The sequence below is a fragment of the Rhodococcus sp. 15-649-2-2 genome (assembly GCF_002258645.1).
In the GTDB taxonomy this organism is placed as follows: Bacteria; Actinomycetota; Actinomycetes; order Mycobacteriales; family Mycobacteriaceae; genus Rhodococcoides.
Map to the genome: position 1 here is coordinate 1 of NZ_NPFM01000015.1, position 22548 is coordinate 22548.

Here is a 22548-nt window from a genome sequence, read left to right on the forward strand (position 1 = left end):
CACCATCTCCCGAATCTGCTCCCCCGTGAACTCAGCACTCAACATGCGATAACCCTCCATAGCTTCTCGAATGACTCACCAGAAGCTTGGCAAAGAGGGGTTCCCCGCAAATGCGCGCGCGTTTGTCAGATGCGAGCGAATTCGATACCGATCTCGCAGCTATTCCGAACGCGTCTGACGATTCCGCGCGCGTCTGTCGAGTTCACCAACCCTCTGCATGCCCCACGCCCGCGAGAATTGCCGCCTCACGGTCGGCGGAGAGTCCGACAGGCGTCCGGTCGCGCCTCGTCGACGCCTCACCGTTCACTGACTGCAGCCAGGTCCACGTGTCTGCGACGGTCTCCTGGATCGGCCGTGCCCGAAGCCCCTCCGCGAATGCCTTCGACACGTCGGACGCGTGCAACGAATCATGATCTGCGCCAGGCGGAATCCAGATCGGTAGCTCCGTCCACGGCTGCACTCCGGCAGCACTGAGGACGTCCGGTTCCACCCAACGCAGGCGAGCATCGGACCGTGTCGCGGCAACACAGGCCTGCAGAACCTCGCGCATCGTTGCATGCCCGGGCCGACTCACCACGTCGTACGGACCCCCGAGCCCACGGGCAGCCGCGTCCAGAGCCCAGCCGACAAGATCGCGCGCGTCGATGTACTGCAGTGCCAGGTCGGCTGGACCGGGCGCGAGTACATCCCCGGCACGCCCATTCTGGTCACGCCGCAGGCTCCGCTCCTGCCCAATTCTGTTCAGCCACCATGGAAGTCGGCCGATATTCTCGTACGGTCCCAGGATCAATCCGGCCCGGACCAGCAAGGCTCGAACACCGAATGCCGCGACGGCGGCCTGCTCACCACCGAGCTTGCATCGCGCGTAGTCATCGCCAGGCCCTTGTACCGTCGGCCAGGTCTCGGTCGCACCTGCTCCAGGCGCGTCGTACACCGATCGGCTCGACACATAGACGTAGCTGCGCACTCGACCGGTGAGCGCAGAAGCCGACTGCGCCACTACACCGGGCTCCCACGACCACGTATCGAAGACTATGTCCCAGTTACCTTCTCGAACCGAATCCAATCCGTCGGCCGCGCGTCTGTCTCCCTGGAGTTGCATGACCCGAGGATCCGACGGGGTCGTGCCGCGATTGAGTACCGTAACGTCCCACTGCAACTCGAGAGCATGCTCGACGGCAGTTCGCCCTACGAAGTCGCTTCCGCCGAGTACCAGTAGCTTCATGCATTCAGTGTGCCGTCGATCGACCCCTTCGGCACGCTGCTGACAGCAGAGCGGCTCGAGCTACACAGGAAGCTTGCTGCGTCCCGTCTCCTTGATGGTCAGCACCGTCGCAACACCGATGACGCACACACCCATCACCCAGTACGCCGGTGACATGGCGTTGCCGGTCGATTCGACCAACTGTGCGGCTACGTACGGCGCAGTTCCGCCTGCCGCGATCGTTCCGATGTTGAAGCCCAACGACACTCCGGTGTAGCGCACGGAGCGCGGGAACAGTTCGGTGAACAGCGGGAACGCCGGAACCTGCACTACGCCGTTGAGCACCATGTAGACGAAGTAGACGACGCCGACGATCAGAATGCTGGACGTGGCACCGAGAATCATGAACACCGGCAGCGCGATGATCACGTAGGCCACATAACCGAACAGCAGCACCGGTTTGCGACCGAATCTGTCCGTCAGCATGCCGCTCAAGGGGAAGGTCGCACAGGCCAACGCAATTGCGATCGCGGAGGTCCAGTAGACCGAATCCTTCGAGAATCCCAGGTCGTTGATGAGGTAGACGCTGAAGTAGGTCAGTCCGATGTAACCGGATCCGTTCATCGCAATGGCGATGCCGACGACACGGAGCACCGACCACGGCTGCTTCTTCACGACATCGCTCAGCGGGCTCTTGGCAACCTCGTTCTTGGCTGCCATTTCCTCGAACTCCGGGCTGTCCTCCAGCTTCAGACGCACTCGCAGGCAGACGAATGCCAGCGGAAGAGCCAGCAGGAACGGAATGCGCCAGCCCCACGCCGACATCTGATCGTCTGTTGTGACAAGGGCGACCACTCCGACGACGGCTGCGGCGACAGCGAAACCGAGGGTAGAACCGACCGGGGTGAACGACCCGAAGAATCCGCGACGGTTCGGTGGTGCCGATTCGGCGATATAGGTTGCTGCACCGCCGATTTCACCGCCGGCCGAAAAGCCCTGGGCCAGTCGGATGATGACGAGCAGAATCGGTGCCAACACTCCTACACTCGAGTGTGTGGGCAGCATTCCCAGGACTCCACACGCGATACCCATACAGACCACCGTCACGACCAACGCCTGTCGACGACCCTTTCTGTCGCCGAGGCGGCCGAAGAAGATGCCGCCGAGCGGACGTGCAACGTATGCGACGCCGAATACTGCCAAGGTCGCGAGTATGGATACGCCGGGACTCGTGGACGGGAAGAACAGTGGCGCAATGACTACGGCGAGAAAACCGTAGACGGCGAAATCGTAGTACTCGATCAGCGTACCGACGCCACCGGCCAGCGCGGCACGGCGCGCGGTGCTGGTATCGGCTTTCGGTGCGCTGGTGACCGCAGAAGGCTGGTCGACGTTCGTCATCGCGCTGTTCCCTGTCCTGTGAGTGGTTGCTTGCTTCGGTGTTCGGCAAGAAGTAGTTCGTACGATCCGCCGGCCTCGATGACTGCGACTGTACGAGGGCTGGGCGCAGCGCCCACCATCGATCGGCCGTCGCCGATGGTCAATGATGCTCGTCGCCAATCCAATTCGACGGCGTCACCGGTTTCGACCGCGCCGGAAACTCCCGGAATGGTGATGAGGGGTACTCCGTTGAACGTCTCTCCGCGCCAGAACCCCGGCGAGAACGACTCGGCCACGATGGCTCGAATACCGGCGTTACGCAGGGCCACCATCGGTGGGTAGTGCGGGTGGCCGTATCCAAAGTTCCGGCCTCCGACGATGATGTCGCCCGGCCGAACGCGGTCGACGAAACCCGGATCGTATGCGGCCATACAGACCGATCTCAAATGATCAGGATCATACGACTTGATATTTGCAACGCCCACAACGAGATCGATGTCGAAGTCGTCGCCGAAGACCCATGCAACTCGGCCGGCGATGACGTCGGGCGGGGGCGGGTAGGCACTCATGAGCTCACCTGCTGAATTGTGCCCGCGAGCGCACTTGCCGCGACGGTATACGGAGAGCCCATATAGATGTTGGCGTCCGAGCTGCCCATCCGGCCGGAGATGTTGAGTACGCCGGTCGATATGCAGTTCTCGCCCGCCGCTAATGGCTTCTGATAGCCGAAACAGAAGTCGCAGCTGGATACTGCGATGTGGGCACCCGCTGCACGCAGTACGTCGAGCAGACCCTCTCTTTCGGCTTGATCGTGCACCTTCTGCGACGTCGGCACCACATTGAGTTCCACGCCGGGGGCCACGGTGCGGCCGTCGAGGACGAGTGCCGCAGCCCGCAGATCTTCGATTCGCCCACTGGCACAGGATCCGATGAACGCCTTGGTGATCGGCGTGCCGGCGAGGTCTGCGGCAGAATGGGTGTTGGCTGCGCGCGCCGAGCCGGGCACAACGACCTGCGGCACGATCTGGGCGAGATCGATGGTGTGCCGAGCTGCGTAAGTCGCACCCGAGTCAGGATAGACCGGCGTGAAAGACTGTCTTGCAACATCGTTGGCGTAGGCGAGGGAGATCTCGTCCGGTTCGAATATCGCGGACACAGCTCCGGTGAACATCGCCATGCCGCACAACCCCTGTCGGTGGTCGATCTTCATCGATCGGGCACCGGGGCCACCGAATTCCATCACCTGGTGTGCGCATCCGTCGGCCCCGACGAGGTCGATGATGGAGTGCACCAGATCGCGGCTGTCCACTCCCGGCGCGAATTCGCCGTACAGATCGAACCGCGTGGTCGCTGGAATATCCACGTACAGCTGGCCGGTCACCCACGCTTCGATCAAGTCGCGGCGAATACCCCAGCCCAACGCACCGAACGCGCCGATTCCGCTGATGTGGCCGTCGAAGTGCACGAGGAAGTCACCGGGGATGGCCAGGCCGAGCTCGGCGGTGAGCTGGTGCCCGATGCCGCGGCCCTCGTGCAGCTCGATTCCGTAGTACTCGCACCATTCCCGGGTGACCTGGTGGACTTCTTGCTCCCGGTCGTTGAGCTTGGTCAACATGTGATCGATGAAGACGACGTACCGGGCTGGGTCCTCCAGCGAGGTCATACCGAAGTCATCACGCATCTGGCGGAACATCACATCGGTGTATCCGGGGAAGTCGTACGCGATCATCCGAGCCGGACGCACCGCGTGATTCGCACCGGCGCGCACGGGATCGCCGCCGCAGGTTCTCCCGAGGATTTTCTCCACCATCGTGAAAGAGTCCGGAATCATCGGTTCGACTCCGCGGGGAGGTACTTGCGCTGCTGCGCTTCGACTTCGGGAAAGCCGATGAGGTCTACGAACTCGTGGTGCTGCAACGCGTCGGCGCTGACGTCTGCGGGAGCTTCACCGGCGGCCAGGCGGCGGAGAGTCTCGCGTGCGGCACCCGTCGCGGCCATCAGTACTTGAGTGGGCAGCAGGGCCAACCGCACTCCGATCTGCGCCAGAACTTCCGGGGTGAACTCCCGCTCGGTCCAGGTCGAGGCAGTGAGTGTGGCCATCAGCGGAACCCCGACCGCTCGGTGACAGTTCTCCCACTGCTCGACGGTTTCGAATGTCTTGGTGACGGGCATGATCATGTCGGCGCCAGCATCGACATAGGCCTGGGCCCGCCTTATCGCATCGTCGCCCCGCGCATCGGTGCGCGCGATGAGCAGAACGTCGTCCGGCATCGAATCACGCACCGCTCGCACTTTGCCCGATGCCTCGTCGACGGAGATGAGATCCACCGGCTCGCCCACGCAGATCGGACATTTCTTGGGTGACAGCTGGTCCTCCATGAACACGCCCTGGACACCGGCCTCGGCGAACCGGTTCGCGGTGCGCGCGGCGTTGACTGCATTTCCGTACCCGGTGTCGATGTCAGCGACCAGCGGCAGCGCCGATGCCTCACGAATGGTCCGGACCGCCTGGAGGTTCTCGGTCATGGTGTAGAGCTCGGCGTCGGGGAGGCCGAGGGCCGCTGATACGGCGAATCCGGAGGCGCAGAGCGCTGAAAAGCCCGCTTGCTCGGCCAGCTTGGCCGTCAACCCGTCCCACACGCCGGGCGCAAACACCAGGCCTTGTTCGGTCAAGCCTCTCAAAGTTATCGTCACGAGCACTCTCCGTTTCGTATTGCGGAACGCCTTCCGAATTTAGAGTTGCTCGGATCACAAGTCAACACCTGTCGATCGATACCGCAACGAGCGTCGGTTCGTAGGATGGCGACGACGCTCCACCCGACCGGAAGGAACAACCCGTGGCAGTTCCCACCGAGTCCGACGCTCAGGCCGGCCGCGACATCGTCGGTGCCGTCGTGAAGGCATGCGCTCTACTCGACCATTTCGACACAATCCATCCCGTGTGGACGCTCAACGATCTGACGACGGCGAGTCGAATGAACAAGACGACCGTTCACCGCCTTATGACGACGTTGATCCATGCCGGTTGGGTGGACAGAACAGCGGAGGGTTCGTACCGAATCGCCATGCCGGTGTTCGAGATCGGCTCGTCCGCGCTGACACAGCTCGACATCCGCGGTGCCGCCCAGCCGTACCTGTCCGAGATCGCTGAAAAGTTCGGCGATACCGCCTATCTGATGGTTCCCGCAGACGAAGGTGCGGTCTGCATCGATCGCCATGAAGGCAGCAATCCTCTTGTGGTCGCAGGTATTTCGATCGGGTCTGTCCTCCCGTATCACGCCACGGCCGGGCCGATGGCGATGCTGGCGTTCTCTGCTCGGATCCGCGACCGCTGGCTCGGCGGTGAACTGCCCGCGTACACGAACCGGACACTGACCTCGCCCGAAAAGTTGATCGGTCATCTCGACCGAATCCGATCGCAGGGATATGCGCTGAGCAACTCCGACTACCTCGCTGGCGTCGCGGCAGTCGGCGCACCGATTCTCGGACGCGACGGGGTGGTCGTGGCGTCGATCAGCGTCGGTGGCCGCGTGGAGACCTTCGAGGGCGACGCCTTGACCGACAAGGTGGAGTCGATACTCGCGGCGGCGCGCAGCCTCTCACGCGTCGCAGAGGCCCTACCTGCATCGAGCCAGTAGCTACAATACTATTCGCACCTCTAGCTCCAGTAGTAGAAAGCGTAATACTCACCTACCGATGCGCTCGATGAGCCTCATGGCGTCGAAGGGTGCGTAGCCCTTGATGTCGTTGTCGAAGTACACGTAGACGTCCCGTCCCGTCGACGTCCAGTCCGCAATCTTCTGGGCCCATCGATCGAGGGCCTCATCGGTGTAGCCGCTGGCATACAGTTCCTCGTCGCCGTGCAGTCGGGCATACATGAAATCCGCTGTCGGAGTGTCGATGTACGGGTATTTGCCGGCGGTATCGGCCACCACGATCGCAATATCGTTGCGCTGCAACAACTCCACCGCTTTGTCGGAGGCGAAGCTTGCATGCCTGGCTTCGACACAGTGCCGAAGTGGCCGAGACGACGCAGCAGGCAACAACACTCGATCCTCCGCCAACTTGTCGTCCCGTGATTCCGCCAGAGCCACTGCAGCTGAGACCGTTCGAGGCAACAGGGCACAGAAGTCCGCCACCTTCTGCGCATCGAATTCGAGGTTCGGCGGGAGTTGCCACAGGAAGGGCCCGAGCTTGTCTCCCAGAGTCAACACACCGGTGGCGAAGAAGTTCGCCAGAGCCGATTCGACGCCGACGAGCCGCTTGATGTGCGTGACGTATCGACCGCCCTTGATGGAGAAGACGAAATCGTCGGAGGTTTCGTCGTGCCACTTGGTGAAGCTCGACGGCTTCTGCATCGCATAGAAGGTGCCGTTGATCTCGATCGATGTCAGGTGCTCGGACGCATATCCGAGCTCCTTGCGATGCGCCAAACCCGCCGGATAGAAATCTCCCCGCCACGGCGCGTACGTCCAACCGGAGATGCCGATCAGAACTCGGGGTCGACGCTGCGCGGGCATGAGCAGACTCTAGTCGTGGACTTGCACGCCAACATTTCCGATGAGTACGAGTATGTGGCGGAAGGAATACTCGCCCGTCGACGTTCCCGACAGCCTGACGGCGTTCGACGACCGGTCCATCTCGGTCGAACCGGACGGTTCGCTCGCACCGCATTTCGGGCGGCCGTCCGATCTATCAACCACCTCACGCTCGGTGAAGGATCGTCGATATTCGACTGCAGGCAAGATGCTGCTTCCTAGCGCCGGTCGCCTCCAGCCGCGCGCCAGATCACCGCGGCCGTTCGCTCTGGCCAGCGCTCCGGAATGGGGTCTCCGGCGAGGGCCCGGCCGTAGAACGAGCCGGTCGCCATCGGAACGATGATCTCGAGGTCCGCGTCGACCGGAATCGACCCGTCACGCTGACCGCGTTCGAGGATGTCGCGAATACGTTGCCTCCGTGGGGCGACGACGCCTACGGCGTACCGGTCACGAACATCCTCGTCGGTTCCCTCCTGCAACATCGTCCCGACCAGAGCCATTCGGCCGGGGCGCGAGACGCCCGATCTGAAGTCGGTGAGTTCGCGGACCAGCGCTTCGAACGGCTCGGCGTCGTCGAGTTCGGGTGGTGCCACCTCGGCGACGGCGGTGACGGCTGCTTCCGCGAGCGCGGCCTTCGTCGCCCATCGGCGGTAGATGGCTTGCCGGGTGGTGCCGGCGTCGGACGCCACGCGCTGAACAGACAAAGCGTCGTATCCCGATTCGGCCAGCTGTCGAGCGGCGACGGCAAGAACACGGTCGTCGATCGTTGTATCGCGCAAACGGCCCGTCTTGCTCACCATGATGGGCAACATACCTTGTCAATACAATACTGTTGTGTATTGTATTGACGATGGCAGATCCGACGCTCTACGACTGGGCCGGTGGAGACGCTGCGTTCCGGCGGCTGCTCGACGCGTTCTACGACCACGTCGAGCGAGACCCGTTGCTGTCGCCGATGTTTCCCGGTGGCGTGAGCGAAGATCACCGCGCTCACGTGACCCTATGGTGGGCCGAGGTATTCGGCGGACCTGATCGCTACACCACCGAGCTGGGTGGGTACCACCGCATGCTCGCCCACCACATCGACCTGGGGATCACAGCCTTGCAGCGTCGCCGATTCGTGGAGTTGATGTCGATCGCGGCGGACGACGCCGAGCTACCCGACGATCCCGAGTTTCGCTCGGCATTCATGGCGTACGTGGAATGGGGAACGCGACTGGCGTTCTCCAACTCTCAGCCGAACGCCGAGCTGGTGGCCGACGCACCCGTCCCTCGCTGGGGCTGGGGCGTCGCGCCGCCCTGGAATCCTGGCAGTTGACCGGTCGCGAATCCCTATCCGGGTGTCCCCACAACGATCGCGTGGTTCTTCGTCGGACTCGTCGTTTTCGATCCGCTCGCGGTGCTCCTCGTCATCGCGACGCCGCGGCTCTGGCGCTGGTATCGGTAACCTCGATGACATGAAGCGCCCATCGGCATTCGGCTCCCTGGCGCTGGCCTGTGTTCTGCTCGCCCTCACCGACGCCGACGCGGGAGCCGAGCGTCGCGATCAGCCGGCACCTCGCCAGGCCGCTGCGGTACCTGGCGTCGGGTTGACGACGGTTCCCGCAGCGATCACCACGTCGATGGTGGCGGGGATCGCCGCAGAATCGGATCCGACGACGCACGCGGTCGGTGTCGAATCGTCGAGCACCGAGATGCACACTTCCGGGTGGGACGAGTATCCGTACCTTCGCTACACCGTTTCGGTGGTGCCGGGGACCGAAAGAACGACGCTCACCTGGTCCGGTCGATCGGTCAACACCAATGACCTCGCGCTGCATGTATTGAACGAAGCGACGGCCGATTGGGGTCCGCCGCTCGCGGCAGCGGAGCCTGCGACTCCCGGTGGACTAATCGAACTCAGCGCCGACGTAGCCAGTGAGAGCGGCACTGTCGAGGTTCTCGTCATCGACAGTCCCCGAGCGGATCGCTCGTTCGCCGAGACCAACGCCAGCCCCGACCGGGCTTTCGCGGACGCCGACACCTACGACTTCGCGCTCCAACACATCACCGACACCCAGTACATCTCTCGCGACGACCCCGGTGTTTATTCGGACATGACGCAATGGACTGCCGACAACGCCGACGAGCTGAAGATCGACTACAGCGTGCACACCGGCGACCTCATCCAGAGTTGGATCAGCCCCGGTCGACCGGATACCCAGGCCCGCAAGGAATTCGAGGCAGCCAGCGAGTCCATGAGCATCCTGGAAGACGCCGGCATCGCCCACGGCGTGCTGCCCGGCAACCACGACAACATCTGGAACGCGGCGGGCAAGTTGGTTCCCGGAGAGCACGAGAAGAATCACGCGCTCTACAACGAGTACTTCGGCCCACAGCGTTATCGCGATCAGCCGTACTGGGGCGGTTCCTTTACCGCCGAGGACAATTCGGCGCACTACGATCTGGTCGACATCGCCGGTGCAAAATTTCTCATGCTCTTCATCGGCTACAACCCACCCGAGAAGGTCATGCAGTGGGCAGAACGGGTACTCGACGATCACCCCGACCGCAACGTCGTCATCGGTACGCACTATTACCTCGACGAACTCGGCGAGAAGAAGTTGATGGGGTTCGGCGATATCGGATCGAGTTCGGGTCAACAGATCTGGAACCGACTCGTCGTACCCCACGAGTCGGTCTTCCTCGTCTTGTCCGGGCACGTGGACGGTCAGGTTGCCGTGGTCGACGAGAATGTCGGCGACACCGACCGCACCGTCGTGCAGTTGCTGGCCGATTACCAGTACTTCGAGGTCGACGGCGAACGAAGTACCGGATTTCAGCGTCTGCTCCAATTCGACGTCGACGGCGCGACGATGGCCGTCACGACACACTCACCGACGCTCGACGCTTTCGACGTCGAGAACTACGACATCAAGAACCGGTACGGACCCGAGGACGGCGAGTTCGTCACCGATTTCACGTTGCGCGCCGACGTTCCACGGGCCGTGATCGTCAACTAGCTGGCACCTCCGACGCCACCGGACCATAATCGATTCCTATGCGGTCGGGTGGACGAGCGGTGGTTCTGACGCTGGTCGCTGCCGGTATGTGGCTGTTCGCGACGCCACCACTCGATCCCGGAACCACCGACTTCACTGCCGCGCCTGCACCCGTCCCACCAGTTGCTCCCGTCGTCGAACCGCCGCCACTGACTCTCGACGAGCTCTCGGCCCGGGTCGATCCAGCCGTCGTCACACTGTCGGCTTCCGCCGGTTTCTCCGGGGTCGCCGGTACCGGCTTCGTCGTCGCTCCCGACGGGATCGTGCTCACCAACTTCCACGTCGTGGAGTTCGCCACCGAGATCAGCGCGGTGAACATGGGCAACGGACTGATCTACGACGCCACCGTGCTGGGTTACGACAAATCTCGTGACGTCGCGGTCGTGCAGTTGATCACCGCGACCGACCTGCCAGTGGTCGAGTTGGCCCCGGACCCACTTCCCGACGTGGGTGATGCCGTCACCGCCATCGGAAATGCCTCGGGCGCAGGGGTATTGGTGCCGGCACCCGGCGCCGTGACCGCTCTCGATCAACAGGTGCGCACCCGCAGCTCGGTGGACGGCTCACGGAACACACTGGACAAGATGATTCGAGTCGATGCCGATGTGCGAGCAGGAGATTCGGGTGGGCCGCTGTTCGACGCCTGGGGCAGGGTGGTGGGTGTGAACACCGCCGGGCTGTCGGACGACGCTCGCAACGGCACCGAGTTCGCACCGCCCCAGGCACCCGAGGCCTACGCCGTCCCCATCGGCGAGGCGGTTGCCGTGCTCGATCAAGTATTGGCCGGGCAGTCCGGCGGCACAGTGCATGTGGGTCCGACGCCGTACTTCGGAGTGTCGGTGCGTGATGTGTCTGTCTTCGAGAACAAGCCGGCGATGGGGGCGGCCGTCGTCTCGGTGAACTCCGATTCCCCGGCCGAGACTCTCGGCTTGTCGGCGGGAGACATCATCGTCTCGCTCGACGGAACGGACGTGCAGTCCTCGTCGGATCTGTCGGAGGCGCTCATCGGCCGCGTCCCCGGCGATACCGCCGTCGTGGTGTGGGTGAACGACGCAGGAGTCACCAGTTCCGGGACAGTCGCTCTCGCCCAAGGAACCCCTACAGCTTGAGGCCCGTTCCGCAGGCTCCACTCCCGAGTGCATAAATCAGCCCTGCACCACCGACAACACATTGCCCGCAGGATCGGTGAACCAGGCGATCAGCGGCCCACCGTGTCGGAAGATCCCCTTCTCGTCGGTCCCCATATCTGGATATTGTTGGAAAACAACCCCTTTCGCACTCAACACATCGACCGCTGCCTCGATGTCGACCACCGGGAAATTGAGGATGGTGTATTGCGCCGGCACGTGCCCGGGCCGGGGATAGACCAGTACCGTCGCTGCTCCCAGGTGTAGTTCGAGCATCCCCATCTCGTTGTCGGTCACCTCGAGACCGAGGGTGTCGGCGTAGAACCTGCGGGCTGCAGGCAGGTCGTCGACGGCGAATCCGGAGAACGGTGCTCGGGCCAGATCGATGGTTGTCATGGACGAATTATCGCGCTCTCCCACGTGCCGTGGGCCGATATCCGAGTAGCGTGGATCTCGTGACTATTCGCCTCGGTTACCAGATGCCCAACTTCAGCTACCACGGTTCGGTCGCAGAACTCTTTCCCCAGGTCATCGCGCAGGCGCGCGAGGCCGAAGCGGCCGGGTTCGACACCGCGTTCGTGATGGATCACTTCTACCAACTTCCCGGCATCGGCAAGCCTGACGAGCCGATGCTCGAGGCCTACTCCGCGCTGTCCGCCCTTGCGACGGCCACCGACACCATTCAGCTCTCCGCCTTGGTCACCGGGAACACCTACCGCAATCCGGCGATCCTGGCCAAGACCGTCACCACGCTCGACGTCGTCAGCGGCGGTCGCGCGATCCTCGGGATCGGAGCCGGCTGGTACGAACTCGAGCACCAGAGCTTCGGACTCGAATTCGGTACGTTCACCGATCGGTTCGAGCGTCTCGACGAGGCCCTGCAGATCATCGAGCCGATGCTGCGCGGCCAGCGACCGACATTCGACGGCCTCTGGTACCAGGTCGAGAACGCGATGAACGAGCCCCGCATCCGCGACGATCTTCCGATCATGCTCGGCGGCGGTGGCGAGAAGAAGACGTTCGGCCTGGCCGCTCAGTTCGCCGATCACCTCAACATCATTTGCGACGCACAGGAATTGCCGCGCAAGATGGCAGCCGTTCAGGCTCGGTGCGAGGAGGTCGACCGCGACCCGAAGGACCTCGAAACGAGCTTCCTCGCGTTCGTCATCATCGACGAGGACGGCGACAAGGCCAAGGAGTTGCAGCGCGAGTTCGTGCTGAAGCAGGGCCTCGATCTGACGAACCTGTCCGAGGAGGACGCCGCGAAGGCCACCGATCGCCACTTCTGTGGAACCCCCGACGATGTCGCCGAGCAGGTGCAGAAGCGCGTCCTCGATCAGGGCATCGACGGCGTCATCATCAACCTGATCACCAACGGACACCAGCCCGGAGCCGTCGAGCTGGCAGGCAAGGCGTTGAAGCCTCTCGTCTGAATTTTCTCCAGCAGTAGCCGCGGGGGCGCGAGCAGTGGCATAGTTCCCCCGTGGCTCAGCTGAGGATGAACGGGCACCGTGTCTTGGTCGCAGACCTGACCGGCGACTCCCTGCGCGCGATGTCGGGTTCGATGGTGGCCTACGAGGGCGATGTCGCCTTCAAAAGCGCTGGGATGGGCGGTGGCGGAGGATTCCGCGCCGCGCTGAAACAGAAAGTGACCGGCGAGTCGCTGTCGTTGATGGACGTGTCCGGCAAGGGCACCGTGTACTTCGCCGTCGATGCCCAGGACATCACTCTCGTCGAGGTGCAAGGCGACACCCTCCACGTCGAATCGTCTCAATTGCTCGCTCTCACAGGTCAATTGAAGACCGATGTGAAGTTCTCCGGTCTTCGCGGCGCAACGTCGGGGCAGGGCTTGTTCACCACGGTGGTCAGCGGATCCGGCACCGTGGCGCTGTTGTCGAAGGGTGGGCCGATCATCGCCCTCGCCGTCGATCCGCAATACCCCCTCGTCGTCGATCCCGACGCGTTCGTCGCCCATCGCGGCCAGTTGAACCAGAGCTTCGTCACCGACGTCACGTGGCGCTCCGCCATCGGCGGCGGCAGCGGCGAGGCGTTCTCCCTCCGCTTCGACGGCCAGGGCGTCGTCTACATCCAACCCGAGGAGCGCTGACGTGCCGCTCGAACTCGTCAACAGCAAAGTCGTGAAATCCGTTCTGGCACCGAATCAGAACGTGCTCGCGCGTCGTGGATCGATGCTCTACTACACCGGCGACGTCCGGTTCGTTCCGCACTCGATGGGCGGCTCGGCCGGTGCCATGCCGGGCATGGGCGGCGTTGCCGGGATGGCCGGCCGGATGATGGCAGGCGAACACGTCGCGATGATGGCCGCCGAGGGGCAGGGCGAGGTCTTCTACGGTCACGCCGGGTTGTACATCGAGGTGATCCATCTCGACGGTTCGTCGATGCTCACCGTCGAAGCCGATCGGCTCCTGGTGCACGACGGCTACCTTCAGAGTTCCATCGTTGCGTTGACCTCGCAGGGCGGCGTCCGCGGAGCAGTGCGCGGCGCAATGACCGGGCAAGGTCTGTTCACGACGCAACTGACCGGGCAGGGCAGCGTCGCGGTCCTGTCGCACGGCGGCGCGACACCGTTGCAGGTCGGGCCCGATCACCCACAGGTGGTGGTCGATCCGCAGGCGTACGTGTGCCACATCGGCAACATCAACGTCGACATCTCTGCCAATGTCGGCTGGCGTGACGCCGTCGGCAAGGGCAGCGGCGAGGCGATCCAGCTGAAGATGACCGGCATGGGCACCGTGTGGGTTCAAGCCTCCGAGCAGAAGTTCTAGGGAGCGGCGCAATGAGTTTGGAGATTCACACCCCGTACACCCTGCCGGTCAACGACAACGTGCCCGGCAACGATTACGCGTTCTGTGTCGAACTCGCAGGTCAGCCGTGGTTCACGTCGAAGGGCGCGATGATCGCGTACTACGGCAACATTCGCTTCGAGCCGCTCGGGCAGACGTCGATGCCCGCCATCGTCGCCGCGCGGTTCTCGTCTCCGCTGTACTCGAACGACTGGGTTCTCGCGCAGGGTCAGGGCAAGCTGATTCTCGGCGATCGCGGATTCAACATCAACAGCTACGACCTCGACGACGGCAACCTGACGATCCGAGCCGCAAATCTGCTTGCGTTCGAGCCGACTCTGGATCTCAAGCAGTCCATCGTCCCCGGATTTCTGACGCTGCTCGGTACCGGGAAGTTCCTGGCCTCGTCCAACGGCACCGTCATGTTCGCCGAGCCGCCGCTACGCATCGACCCGGAAGCGCTTGTGGGATGGGCAGATTGCCCGTCACCGTCGCATCACTTCGACGCAGACTGGATGCAGAACTTCCTCGGTGCGGCGCGCGGATTTCTCGGAGCCAACAGCGGCGAGGAGCGCCAGTTCGATTTCACCGGCGCCGGCACCGTGTTGATCCAGTCGAGCGAGAAAGTGCTCAACGATTCGCATCTGTTGCGCTACATCGAATCTCAGACGGTCTCGCTGGGCCAGAACTCGCTGCGGGCTCTGCACAACACCATCGGAGCTCGGCTACAGCAGTAGCCCGGCTTTCACTGCCTCTACGACGCCTTCGCGATTGTCGGCCATCATGACGTGGCCGGCATTGTCGATGCGCGTGAAACCCACACCTGCAGAAGCCAATCGGTCCTGCTGCCTCGGAGCGCCGGTACGCTCTCCGTAGACGAACAACCGCGGTACGGTGACCGACTCGAGCATGGCCTGCACCGTCGGATCAGGTCCCACGCACAGGCCGACGGCGGTGCGATGAAGTGCAACCGGATCGGCAACGCGCAGGGTGGACGCCCATCCCGGATCCGCGTCGGCGATCAGTCGGTCGATACCGGTGTCGACGAACTCGGCCTCCGACTGCCGGGCAATCTCGACGCTGGCGGTGCCGTCCCAAGGCAGCAGGTTGGGCTCGAGCACGATCAGCCGGCCCACCAGATCCGGTCGACGGTAGGCAAGCACGGTGGCGATCGATCCACCCAGGCTGTGGCCGACGAGGTCGACCGAGGTCAGATTCCGCTCATCGAGCAGGTCTGCAACGGCAGCAGCATGGTCGTCGAGCGAGTAGCCGAAATCGAGCGGACGATCGCTGAAACCGAAGCCGAGCAGATCCGGCAGCAGCCGCTCTCTGCCCTCGAACGTCGCGTCGGCGGCGATGGCACCGAATGCCGGGCCGCCCGCGGAGCCGAGCCCGTGCAGAAAGACCAGAGCCGGGTCGGTGCTGCCCGGCAACGTGAACGTGCGGACGCTCGGCGGCTGTTCGGAGGAAACGCGCATACTGGAGTTTCACCTAGGAGGTACTGCCATGGCCAACCAAGGACCCTTCGGATTCGGATCCGACGACTTCGACAAGTTCGCCCGTGAGGCAACCGAGGGACTGCGCGAGGTGGTCGGTTCGCTGTTCGCCTCCAACGTCGGTGCACCCAAAGCTCCGCCCGAGCCCGAAACCACAGGTCAGAAGGGCGACGGAGTCTGGGCGATCTACAGCGTCGACGACGCCGGATCGCCGCAGATCGATCAGCTCTACGCCACCGAACTCGATGCCCTGCGTGCACACAAGGACAACACCGACCCGCGTCGACGGGTCCGCTTCCTGCCCTACGGCGTGAGCGTCAGCGTTCTGGAGGACTGACATGGGTGCATGCGGCTAGCGTGCACCTGCGTCAGTGAACGGTGACGGATGAATTCCGGGACCTACGCACGATCTGCGAATCGCCACTCAGCCGTACCGACGTTTGTGGTCGCCTCGATCACCACCGTGGTCAGCGTGGTCGCCTTTCTCGACTCGAGCGTGATGGATCTGCTCGTCCGGAACCGGCCGCTCCTCGAATCCGGCCAGTGGTGGCGAGCTGTCACACCGGTACTGGTGCAGCCGGACGGTTGGGGTCAGTTCGCCTTCAACCTCCTCGGAACAGTGCTGGTGGGGATCGCCGCGCAGCGCCGGGTGGGGCCGGCCACCTGGTTGTGTGCCTACGCCATCGGTGGTGTCGGCAGTGTCGCGATCTACAGCGTGTGGCATCCGGTAGACACCGGCGGCGGTTCGTCGGCGGCCGTCGCGGCCCTGATCGGAGTGCTGGTGGTGACCTGCGCGGTCGAGCCCGATCACAGTCCGCTCGGTGGATGCGCCCAGGTGTACGCGATGTTTTTCGCCGTCTACCTGACGGCACTCGATATCGGCGGCGTGGGCGCATCGGTGGTTGCGGGCAATGCTTCTATCGTGGCGACAGTGGTGGCGCGCCGCGGGCTGGGCGTCGAGCGAACGTCATTCGTGGTGCTGTCGGTGGTCACGCTGACCGGCATCACGATGGCGGTGCTCAGAGACGACCACGGTACCGGCATCCTGATCGGCCTCGCGTTCGGAATCCTTGCGGAGATTCGCCGTCGCCGCTCGACCACGGAGCGGTAGTCCGGCGCGCGGGAGCTACGAGCGCTCGCGACGTAACCTAACGGCGTAATGCCTCTACCGCATTCGCCGCCTGTTCGACGCCACCGTGTGCTCGCACCTCGGCACCGAGTTCTGCTGCACGTGCACCGAATTCGCGGGCGTCGGCGACTGCCTCTGCCAGCATCACAGCCGTGACCTTCTCGAAGTCCAGGTGCACGCCCACCCCGAGTTCGGCGAGCATTGCGGCGTTGCCGAACTGATCGACAGCCTGCGGCACCGCCACGGTCGGCACGCCGAACCACAGCGCCTCCGTGCACCCGCCCATCCCGGCGTGGGTGATGAAGACGGTGGTGGCGTCCAGCACCGCAAGCTGCGGAACATGTTCATGCACTTCGATATTCGCGGGAATATCACCCAGCACGGCCGGATCGACACGTCGACCGATGGAGATCACCACATTCCAGTCGGTCTTCCCGAACGCCTCGATACACAGTCGATAGAAGTCCGGTCGCTCGTTGTATCCGGTGCCGAGCGAGATGTACAGGACAGGTGCCTCGGGTGCCGTCCAGCTGTGGTCACTCAGGCGTACCGGATCGAGGCACGGTCCGACGAACTGCACCGTGTCGGCCACCCGGTCGGCATGCGGCTGCATCACCCGCGGAATCAGCGACAGGCAGTGCGCCGGATAGGTGATCCACTCCCACGGGTCGGCGTCGATGTCGTTCTCTCGCAGCCACGTTGCATAGGTATCGCGATACGCGGCACCGGTCGGCGACTCTCGGATGGCGGTCATCCCATCACCGAGATCGTCCGCGTAGCCGGCCCAGGCCACGTACGTCGGCGAGAGTTGCACGGCAGGCACCCCGTAGCGCACCCCGAGGACCGGTGCCGTCATACCGCCGATGTCGTACAGGAACAGGTCCGGCTGATCGTCGTCGTAGAACGCAGTGAGCACGGGGTACGACGCAATGGCCTCGTCGAGGAACACCCGCATCGCCGACGCCGGATCATCGGGCCACGAAGCCTCTCCGTCGGGCATCATCGACTCGAAAGGGACCACCTCCACGCCTGCCGGTTCCACCATGTGCCGCAAGGAATCTCCCACGGCATAGGTGACGCGATGCCCGCGCCGCACCAGCTCGGCAATGACGGCCAGTGATGGATAGATGTGACTGGGAGCCGTCGTGCCGATCATTGCGATGTGCATGGGCATCACGGTACGACGGGCGACCGTTTCGGGCTAGCGGATTTCGTTGGCGATCAGATCGAGCAGGCCGGGGAACCGATCCTCGAGTTCGCGACGGCGCAGCGTGACCTTGCGACTGTTGCCACGGTCGACCTGGAACACGAGACCCGCCTCGCGGAGAACTCGAAAGTGATGCGTGAGAGTCGATTTGGTGACACCGAGCTCGAAAGACATACATGTTCGTTCGGCACCGTCGTCGTCGCCGACAAGTTCGGTGACCACCTTGCGGCGCAGCGGATCCGCCAGCGCGGACATCACCGCACCGAGTTGCATTTCTTCGGGCTCCGGATGCCCGTTCTCGTCTGCCATGAGCTCCTCCCGCATCAAGGTACGACTTGCGCCGTACCTCAAAACCTGTTCTAGTACGAAAAGCATCGTACCTAAGCGCAGGGGGATTCATGAGGGCAGTTCTACCGGTCGTACTCGCAGCGCAGTTCGTCGTGCCGATGTCGATCTCGGGCACCGCCATCGCGCTTCCGGTCATCGCAGCCGATCTCGGCTCCGATCCCACCCCACTGCAGTGGGTCGTCAACGGCTTCAACGTTGCGTTCGCCCTCTTCACAGTGGTCTGGGGTGCGGTCTCGGATCGCATCGGGTACCGCACGTCGTTCCGCATCGGCGTACTGCTCACGGCCACGGCCAGCCTGGTGAGCGCACTCGCACCTTCCCTGCTCGTACTGGACGGGGCGCGGGTGGTCGCGGGTATCGGTGCCGCTGCGGTTCTGGTGGGCTCGACGTCGATTCTGTCGCTGCATTTTCACGGGACCGAACGGACCACGGCATTCGCACTGTTCGGCACCGTGAACGGGCTGGGGCTGGCACTGGGTCCGACGATCTCCGGGCTGCTGATCGCCGCGGTCGACTGGCGCGGGGTGTTCGCCGCTCAGGCGATCGTCCTGCTGATAGCGGCCGTTGGCACCCTGGCTCTGCCTGCTCTGCGAAGCGAATCCACCAACCGTCTGCTGGATTTCGGCCTACTGCGCAACCGTCGATTCCTCGCGCTCTGCCTGGTCCCGGTCGCCGGAGCCATCGGTTTCGTCACCCTGCTCACCTATCTGCCGGCCGCCCTCAGCGCAGTCGCGTCGATGACTCCCGGCCGAGCCGGACTGTTCATGCTGGCGATGACCATCCCGGTTCTTCTCGCCCCGCTGACCGTGGCACGGCTGAGCACGACGTTCGACGCCGTGACCCCCAGCCGCGTCATTCTCGCGAGCCTGGGCTGTCTCGCTCTCGGCAATCTCGGCATGCTGGCCCTGCAGCCCGGCGTCCCACTTCCCGCCGTGACGATCCCCATGATTCTGGTGGGGCTCGGTTTCGGACTCCCCATCGGTTTGGTCGACGGCGAGGCACTCGCCGCAGTTCCGCCGCACAGCAGCGGCACCGCCGCCGGGGTACTCAACCTGTTCCGCATCGGCAGCGAGGCCATCGCGGTCGCCGGCTATGCCTGGCTGCTGGCCTTCCTCATCCGCGGGCGGGTGTCGAACAAGATCGACGCCGACGCCGCTGCATCCGGGCAACCCGGATTCGCCGATGCCTACGCACACGCTTTCACCGAGGTGATCGCCCTCGTCGTCGTCGCTGTCGCCGTCACCGCTGCGGCAATCATTGCGCTTTCCCGGACGGCACGTTCCGACGTATCGTCGGCGAATGCCCTTTCTGCAACCGGTGACCCTCGCTGACGATCTCGTGACTCTGGAGCCGCTGAGCCACGACCATCTCGAAGGACTGTCCGACGCCGCCCGCGACGGCGAGTTGTGGAACCTCTGGTACACCAGCGTGCCGAAACCCGAGGACATGGCGGCAGAGATCGATCGTCGGCTCGGATTGCTCGAAGCCGGAACCATGCTCCCGTTCACGCTGCGCCGCAACGACACCGGCCAGATCATCGGCGCGACGACGTTCTGCAACGTCGACTCGAAGAACCGTCGGGTCGAGATCGGGTACACCTGGAATGCCCGCTCCGCGCACGGAACCGGCACCAACGCCGCCAGCAAATTGCTGCTGCTGACGCATGCCTTCGAGGAGCTGGGATGCATCGCCGTCGAATTTCGCACCCACTGGATGAACCTGCAATCGCGCACGGCGATCGCAAAGCTCGGTGCCAAGCAGGATGGAATTCTGCGCAATCATCAACGCATGCCCGACGGTTCGTTGCGCGATACCGTCGTGTTCTCGATCATCGAATCCGAATGGCCCGCCGTCCGCAACGAACTCCGCAGGCGTACTGCACGGTAGGTTGACCCCATGCGTGTGGATGGGCGGGACATTCCCGTAGCGGGGAACCTGCTTCAACCGCTGGTGCGAAGAACCAGCGACATCATTCGGGTCGTGTCGGCTGCGGTACTGCTCGGCCTGGTCATCGCCGGTTCGCTGATCACCAGAAATCAGTGGGATGCGCTCGAGGAATCGGTATCGAACATCGTCGGCGTGCTCAGCCCCGACCAGTCCAACGCCGTCTACATCGTCTACGGCGTCGCCATCCTCGCGCTCCCGTTCGGAGTCCTGATCGGCCTGATCGCCGGCCGCAAATGGAAACTGCTCGCCGGCTACGCGGCAGCGGCATTGCTGGCCGCGTTGGCGCTGTCGATCACCGGCACCGGAATCTCCACCCCCACCTGGGACCTGGACGTTCCCGAGCGACTCGACACCTTCCTGTCGCAATTCCTCGACGACTCTCGCTGGATCGCCATGTTGGCCGCGGCCCTCACGGTGTCGGGCCCCGGCCTGCCCGCGCGGTGGCGTCGGGCATGGTGGACGCTGTTGCTCGCGTTCGTGCCGATCCATCTGGTCGTCTCCACTGTCGTTCCGGCTCGCTCGATGCTCGGTCTGGCCGTCGGCTGGCTCGTCGGAGCCGTCATCGTGCTGCTGGTCGGTACGCCGGCTCTCGAGGTTCCTCTCGACGCAGCACTGCGTCTGTTCCGCGATCGCGGCGTCACCGTCCACAGCTTCACCGTCGTCCGTCCGGCCGGACCGGGTCCGTTGGTGTTGAACGCACACACGTCCGATGCCGATGTGGTGGTCGAGTTGTACGGGCAGAATCAGCGCAGCGGCGGCGCGCTACGCCAGTTCTGGAGATGGATCACGCGGCGTGGCAGTGAAACTGCGCCGCTCCATGCGTCGATGCGCAGGGCCGTCGAGCATCGAGCACTGATGGGCTTGGCCATCGAGAGGCTGGGTGCCGCGGGCAGCCATCCGCTCGCGGTCGCGGCACTCGATCGGGGGTGGACGTTGTACGCGCACGATCTGCCCCTCGGTCAGCCGGTCGAGGCCGAGCACGACGACGCCACCCTCAGCGCGTTGTGGAAGGCCCTCAACACCCTGCACGAGAACCAGATCTCGCACGGAGACCTGCATCGAGGCGAACTCCGAATCCATGAGGGTCGGGCTCTGTTCTGCGGATACGGGCACGCCGAACTGGGAGCGTCGGATGCCCAGATGCAATCGGATGTGGCGCAGCTGTTGCTCACCACAGCAGACCTTTTCGGCTCTCGCCGTGCCGTGGAAACGGCCGTCGGCGTCCTCGGCTTCGATACCGTGATCGCGGCATCGGGCCGGCTCACCAAGTCCGCCATTCCGCCTCGGATTCGTCAATCGGTTCGCGATGCAGCCACGACGATGAAGGCCGTCCGACTCGAGGTGCTCGAGCAGACCGGGGCCGCCAAGATCGAGGCCGAACAGGTCACTCGTTTCAGCCGAAACCAGATCATCTCGCTCGTGTTGTTGATCGGATTGGTCTACGTCGCGTACCCGTTCATCAGCGCAGTGCCTGCGTTCGTCACCGAACTGGGTTCGGTGGACTGGTGGTGGGTTCTGCTCGGGTTGGCGGTCTCTGCTCTGACGTACGTCGGTGCCGGAGCTGCGTTGTGGGCGTGCGCGTTCGGCAAGGTCAGCTTCTGGAATCTGACGGTCATGCAGGTTGCCAACACCTTCGCCGCGACGACGACCCCCGCAGGCGTGGGAGGACTGGCTCTGAGTGTGCGATTCCTGCAGAAGGGCGGATTGGGTACCGTTCGCGCGACAGCGGCTGTGGCACTGCAACAGTCGGTCCAGGTGATCACGCACGTGAGCCTGTTGATCTTCTTCAGCGTCGTCGCCGGCACCTCCTCGGGGTTGTCGAACATGGTGCCCGGCAACACCGTGCTGTATCTGATCGCGGGTGCCGCATTCGGTGTCGTCGGAACGTTCATGTTCGTGCCCAAGTTGCGCCGGTGGCTTCGAGTCGCCGTCCGGCCGCAGATCAAGGAAGTCCTCACCGAACTGGGCGAGCTCGCACGTGATCCCAAGCGCTTCTCGATCATCATTCTCGGTTGTGCCGCAACGACATTGGGTGCAGCGCTGGCGCTCTGGGCGAGCATCGAGGCCTTCGGCGGCGGTACGACGTTCGTGACGGTGACCGTCGTGACGATGATCGGTGGAACCCTCGCGTCCGCCGCACCGACACCCGGCGGCGTGGGTGCAGTGGAGGCCGCACTGATCGGCGGTCTCGCGGCGTTCGGTCTACCTGCCTCGATCGCAGTGCCGTCGGTGTTGCTCTACCGTGTGCTGACCTGCTGGTTGCCGGTGTTCCTCGGGTGGCCCACGCTGCGTTGGATGACCGAGAAAGACATGGTCTGACCCACAGG

The 22548-nt window shown here is 63.9% G+C and carries 24 protein-coding genes; 13 read left to right on the plus strand and 11 right to left on the minus strand.

Going from position 1 to position 22548, the window contains the following annotated elements; all coding sequences use genetic code 11:
- Nucleotides 1-202: 202 nt before the first annotated feature.
- Genes CH305_RS07260 through CH305_RS07280 form a run of 5 tightly spaced genes read right to left on the minus strand, consistent with a single transcriptional unit; the run spans nt 203 to nt 5278 of the window.
- Nucleotides 203-1225: an NAD-dependent epimerase/dehydratase family protein gene (locus tag CH305_RS07260; protein WP_094703275.1), complete on the minus strand. Its 1023-nt coding sequence runs from the start codon at nt 1223-1225 to the stop codon at nt 203-205.
- A 60-nt stretch (nt 1226-1285) separates the two neighbouring features.
- Entirely contained in the window at nt 1286-2605 is a 1320-nt protein-coding gene (locus CH305_RS07265) for an MFS transporter (RefSeq protein WP_032378601.1), read from the minus strand.
- Nucleotides 2602-3153 carry a 3-isopropylmalate dehydratase gene (locus CH305_RS07270; protein WP_032378602.1) on the minus strand — a complete coding sequence of 184 codons (552 nt, stop codon included), beginning with the start codon at nt 3151-3153 and terminating at the stop codon, nt 2602-2604. Before CH305_RS07270 ends, CH305_RS07265 begins: the two co-directional genes overlap by 4 nt.
- Nucleotides 3150-4415 carry an aconitase family protein gene (locus tag CH305_RS07275; protein ID WP_373454543.1) on the minus strand — a complete coding sequence of 422 codons (1266 nt, stop codon included), beginning with the start codon at nt 4413-4415 and terminating at the stop codon, nt 3150-3152. Before CH305_RS07275 ends, CH305_RS07270 begins: the two co-directional genes overlap by 4 nt.
- Complete coding sequence (locus CH305_RS07280; protein ID WP_052058575.1) at nt 4412-5278, minus strand: oxaloacetate decarboxylase; 867 nt, start codon at nt 5276-5278, stop codon at nt 4412-4414. Before CH305_RS07280 ends, CH305_RS07275 begins: the two co-directional genes overlap by 4 nt.
- 143 nt (nt 5279-5421) lie before the next feature.
- On the opposite strand from CH305_RS07280, the gene CH305_RS07285 reads away from it, so the two are divergent.
- Complete coding sequence (locus CH305_RS07285; protein WP_037151856.1) at nt 5422-6222, plus strand: IclR family transcriptional regulator; 801 nt, start codon at nt 5422-5424, stop codon at nt 6220-6222.
- A 48-nt stretch (nt 6223-6270) separates the two neighbouring features.
- Here the strand turns inward: CH305_RS07285 and CH305_RS07290 are convergent, their stop codons facing one another.
- Together CH305_RS07290 and CH305_RS07300 are read right to left on the minus strand one after the other, a co-directional pair.
- Nucleotides 6271-7104, minus strand: a complete 834-nt coding sequence (locus CH305_RS07290) for a DUF72 domain-containing protein (RefSeq protein ID WP_094703276.1) — start codon at nt 7102-7104, stop codon at nt 6271-6273.
- Between the two features lie 236 nt (nt 7105-7340).
- A complete protein-coding gene (locus CH305_RS07300; protein WP_256983591.1) occupies nt 7341-7922 on the minus strand; it encodes a TetR/AcrR family transcriptional regulator in 582 nt (193 codons plus the stop codon).
- 50 nt (nt 7923-7972) lie between these two features.
- On the opposite strand from CH305_RS07300, the gene CH305_RS07305 reads away from it, so the two are divergent.
- The 3 genes from CH305_RS07305 to CH305_RS07315 all read left to right on the plus strand — a co-directional run bounded on the left by CH305_RS07305 (nt 7973) and on the right by CH305_RS07315 (nt 11272).
- A complete protein-coding gene (locus CH305_RS07305; RefSeq protein WP_032378605.1) occupies nt 7973-8440 on the plus strand; it encodes a group II truncated hemoglobin in 468 nt (155 codons plus the stop codon).
- A 139-nt stretch (nt 8441-8579) separates the two neighbouring features.
- On the plus strand, nt 8580-10124 hold the full coding sequence (locus tag CH305_RS07310; protein ID WP_094703278.1) for a metallophosphoesterase: 1545 nt from the start codon (nt 8580-8582) through the stop codon (nt 10122-10124).
- Nucleotides 10125-10162: 38 nt separating this feature from the next.
- Nucleotides 10163-11272 carry a S1C family serine protease gene (locus CH305_RS07315; RefSeq protein ID WP_094703279.1) on the plus strand — a complete coding sequence of 370 codons (1110 nt, stop codon included), beginning with the start codon at nt 10163-10165 and terminating at the stop codon, nt 11270-11272.
- A 36-nt stretch (nt 11273-11308) separates the two neighbouring features.
- On the opposite strand, the gene CH305_RS07320 is transcribed toward CH305_RS07315, so the two are convergent.
- The gene (locus tag CH305_RS07320) at nt 11309-11686 is read right to left on the minus strand and encodes a VOC family protein (protein ID WP_032402203.1); all 378 of its coding nucleotides are present in this window, start codon (nt 11684-11686) and stop codon (nt 11309-11311) included.
- A 59-nt stretch (nt 11687-11745) separates the two neighbouring features.
- Here CH305_RS07320 and CH305_RS07325 point away from each other — a divergent pair, with 59 nt between their 5' ends.
- The 4 genes from CH305_RS07325 to CH305_RS07340 all read left to right on the plus strand — a co-directional run bounded on the left by CH305_RS07325 (nt 11746) and on the right by CH305_RS07340 (nt 14831).
- On the plus strand, nt 11746-12723 hold the full coding sequence (locus CH305_RS07325; RefSeq protein WP_179278220.1) for an LLM class F420-dependent oxidoreductase: 978 nt from the start codon (nt 11746-11748) through the stop codon (nt 12721-12723).
- 65 nt (nt 12724-12788) lie between these two features.
- Nucleotides 12789-13397, plus strand: coding sequence for an AIM24 family protein (locus CH305_RS07330; protein WP_032402204.1), 609 nt, complete (start codon nt 12789-12791; stop codon nt 13395-13397).
- 1 nt (nt 13398) lies between these two features.
- Nucleotides 13399-14076, plus strand: coding sequence for an AIM24 family protein (locus CH305_RS07335; RefSeq protein WP_032378609.1), 678 nt, complete (start codon nt 13399-13401; stop codon nt 14074-14076).
- Between the two features lie 11 nt (nt 14077-14087).
- A complete protein-coding gene (locus CH305_RS07340) occupies nt 14088-14831 on the plus strand; it encodes an AIM24 family protein (protein WP_032402205.1) in 744 nt (247 codons plus the stop codon).
- Here CH305_RS07340 and CH305_RS07345 read toward each other — a convergent pair.
- Nucleotides 14820-15572, minus strand: coding sequence for an alpha/beta fold hydrolase (locus CH305_RS07345; protein WP_094703280.1), 753 nt, complete (start codon nt 15570-15572; stop codon nt 14820-14822). The genes CH305_RS07340 and CH305_RS07345 overlap by 12 nt on opposite strands.
- 28 nt (nt 15573-15600) lie before the next feature.
- Here CH305_RS07345 and CH305_RS07350 point away from each other — a divergent pair, with 28 nt between their 5' ends.
- Together CH305_RS07350 and CH305_RS07355 are read left to right on the plus strand one after the other, a co-directional pair.
- Nucleotides 15601-15927: a hypothetical protein gene (locus tag CH305_RS07350; RefSeq protein ID WP_032378612.1), complete on the plus strand. Its 327-nt coding sequence runs from the start codon at nt 15601-15603 to the stop codon at nt 15925-15927.
- Nucleotides 15928-15975: 48 nt separating this feature from the next.
- Nucleotides 15976-16701: a rhomboid family intramembrane serine protease gene (locus tag CH305_RS07355; protein WP_094703281.1), complete on the plus strand. Its 726-nt coding sequence runs from the start codon at nt 15976-15978 to the stop codon at nt 16699-16701.
- A gap of 37 nt (nt 16702-16738) precedes the next feature.
- Here CH305_RS07355 and CH305_RS07360 read toward each other — a convergent pair whose 3' ends face one another.
- Together CH305_RS07360 and CH305_RS07365 are read right to left on the minus strand one after the other, a co-directional pair.
- The gene (locus CH305_RS07360; protein ID WP_094703314.1) at nt 16739-17887 is read right to left on the minus strand and encodes a macrolide family glycosyltransferase; all 1149 of its coding nucleotides are present in this window, start codon (nt 17885-17887) and stop codon (nt 16739-16741) included.
- 33 nt (nt 17888-17920) lie between these two features.
- Nucleotides 17921-18235 carry a helix-turn-helix transcriptional regulator gene (locus CH305_RS07365; RefSeq protein ID WP_032402262.1) on the minus strand — a complete coding sequence of 105 codons (315 nt, stop codon included), beginning with the start codon at nt 18233-18235 and terminating at the stop codon, nt 17921-17923.
- Between the two features lie 89 nt (nt 18236-18324).
- On the opposite strand from CH305_RS07365, the gene CH305_RS07370 reads away from it, so the two are divergent.
- The 3 genes from CH305_RS07370 to CH305_RS07380 are packed head-to-tail and all read left to right on the plus strand — an operon-like array spanning nt 18325 to nt 22540.
- Nucleotides 18325-19605 (plus strand): MFS transporter, encoded by a 1281-nt coding sequence (locus CH305_RS07370; RefSeq protein ID WP_094703282.1) that lies wholly within the window; start codon nt 18325-18327, stop codon nt 19603-19605.
- Nucleotides 19574-20161 carry a GNAT family N-acetyltransferase gene (locus CH305_RS07375; RefSeq protein WP_032402263.1) on the plus strand — a complete coding sequence of 196 codons (588 nt, stop codon included), beginning with the start codon at nt 19574-19576 and terminating at the stop codon, nt 20159-20161. Before CH305_RS07370 ends, CH305_RS07375 begins: the two co-directional genes overlap by 32 nt.
- A 9-nt stretch (nt 20162-20170) precedes the next feature.
- Nucleotides 20171-22540, plus strand: coding sequence for a lysylphosphatidylglycerol synthase transmembrane domain-containing protein (locus CH305_RS07380; RefSeq protein WP_094703283.1), 2370 nt, complete (start codon nt 20171-20173; stop codon nt 22538-22540).
- The last annotated feature ends 8 nt before the right edge of the window (nt 22541-22548 follow it).

Coding starts and splice junctions, on each gene's coding strand:
- CH305_RS07260 (WP_094703275.1), bottom strand. CDS start 1,225: ATGAAGCTACTGGTACTCGGCGGAAGCGACTTCGTAGGGCGAACTGCC.
- CH305_RS07265 (WP_032378601.1), bottom strand. CDS start 2,605: ATGACGAACGTCGACCAGCCTTCTGCGGTCACCAGCGCACCGAAAGCC.
- CH305_RS07270 (WP_032378602.1), bottom strand. CDS start 3,153: ATGAGTGCCTACCCGCCCCCGCCCGACGTCATCGCCGGCCGAGTTGCA.
- CH305_RS07275 (WP_373454543.1), bottom strand. CDS start 4,415: ATGATTCCGGACTCTTTCACGATGGTGGAGAAAATCCTCGGGAGAACC.
- CH305_RS07290 (WP_094703276.1), bottom strand. CDS start 7,104: ATGCCCGCGCAGCGTCGACCCCGAGTTCTGATCGGCATCTCCGGTTGG.
- CH305_RS07300 (WP_256983591.1), bottom strand. CDS start 7,922: ATGGTGAGCAAGACGGGCCGTTTGCGCGATACAACGATCGACGACCGT.
- CH305_RS07305 (WP_032378605.1), top strand. CDS start 7,973: ATGGCAGATCCGACGCTCTACGACTGGGCCGGTGGAGACGCTGCGTTC.
- CH305_RS07310 (WP_094703278.1), top strand. CDS start 8,580: ATGAAGCGCCCATCGGCATTCGGCTCCCTGGCGCTGGCCTGTGTTCTG.
- CH305_RS07315 (WP_094703279.1), top strand. CDS start 10,163: ATGCGGTCGGGTGGACGAGCGGTGGTTCTGACGCTGGTCGCTGCCGGT.
- CH305_RS07320 (WP_032402203.1), bottom strand. CDS start 11,686: ATGACAACCATCGATCTGGCCCGAGCACCGTTCTCCGGATTCGCCGTC.
- CH305_RS07330 (WP_032402204.1), top strand. CDS start 12,789: ATGAACGGGCACCGTGTCTTGGTCGCAGACCTGACCGGCGACTCCCTG.
- CH305_RS07340 (WP_032402205.1), top strand. CDS start 14,088: ATGAGTTTGGAGATTCACACCCCGTACACCCTGCCGGTCAACGACAAC.
- CH305_RS07345 (WP_094703280.1), bottom strand. CDS start 15,572: ATGCGCGTTTCCTCCGAACAGCCGCCGAGCGTCCGCACGTTCACGTTG.
- CH305_RS07350 (WP_032378612.1), top strand. CDS start 15,601: ATGGCCAACCAAGGACCCTTCGGATTCGGATCCGACGACTTCGACAAG.
- CH305_RS07355 (WP_094703281.1), top strand. CDS start 15,976: ATGAATTCCGGGACCTACGCACGATCTGCGAATCGCCACTCAGCCGTA.
- CH305_RS07360 (WP_094703314.1), bottom strand. CDS start 17,887: ATGCACATCGCAATGATCGGCACGACGGCTCCCAGTCACATCTATCCA.
- CH305_RS07365 (WP_032402262.1), bottom strand. CDS start 18,235: ATGGCAGACGAGAACGGGCATCCGGAGCCCGAAGAAATGCAACTCGGT.
- CH305_RS07370 (WP_094703282.1), top strand. CDS start 18,325: ATGAGGGCAGTTCTACCGGTCGTACTCGCAGCGCAGTTCGTCGTGCCG.
- CH305_RS07375 (WP_032402263.1), top strand. CDS start 19,574: ATGCCCTTTCTGCAACCGGTGACCCTCGCTGACGATCTCGTGACTCTG.
- CH305_RS07380 (WP_094703283.1), top strand. CDS start 20,171: ATGCGTGTGGATGGGCGGGACATTCCCGTAGCGGGGAACCTGCTTCAA.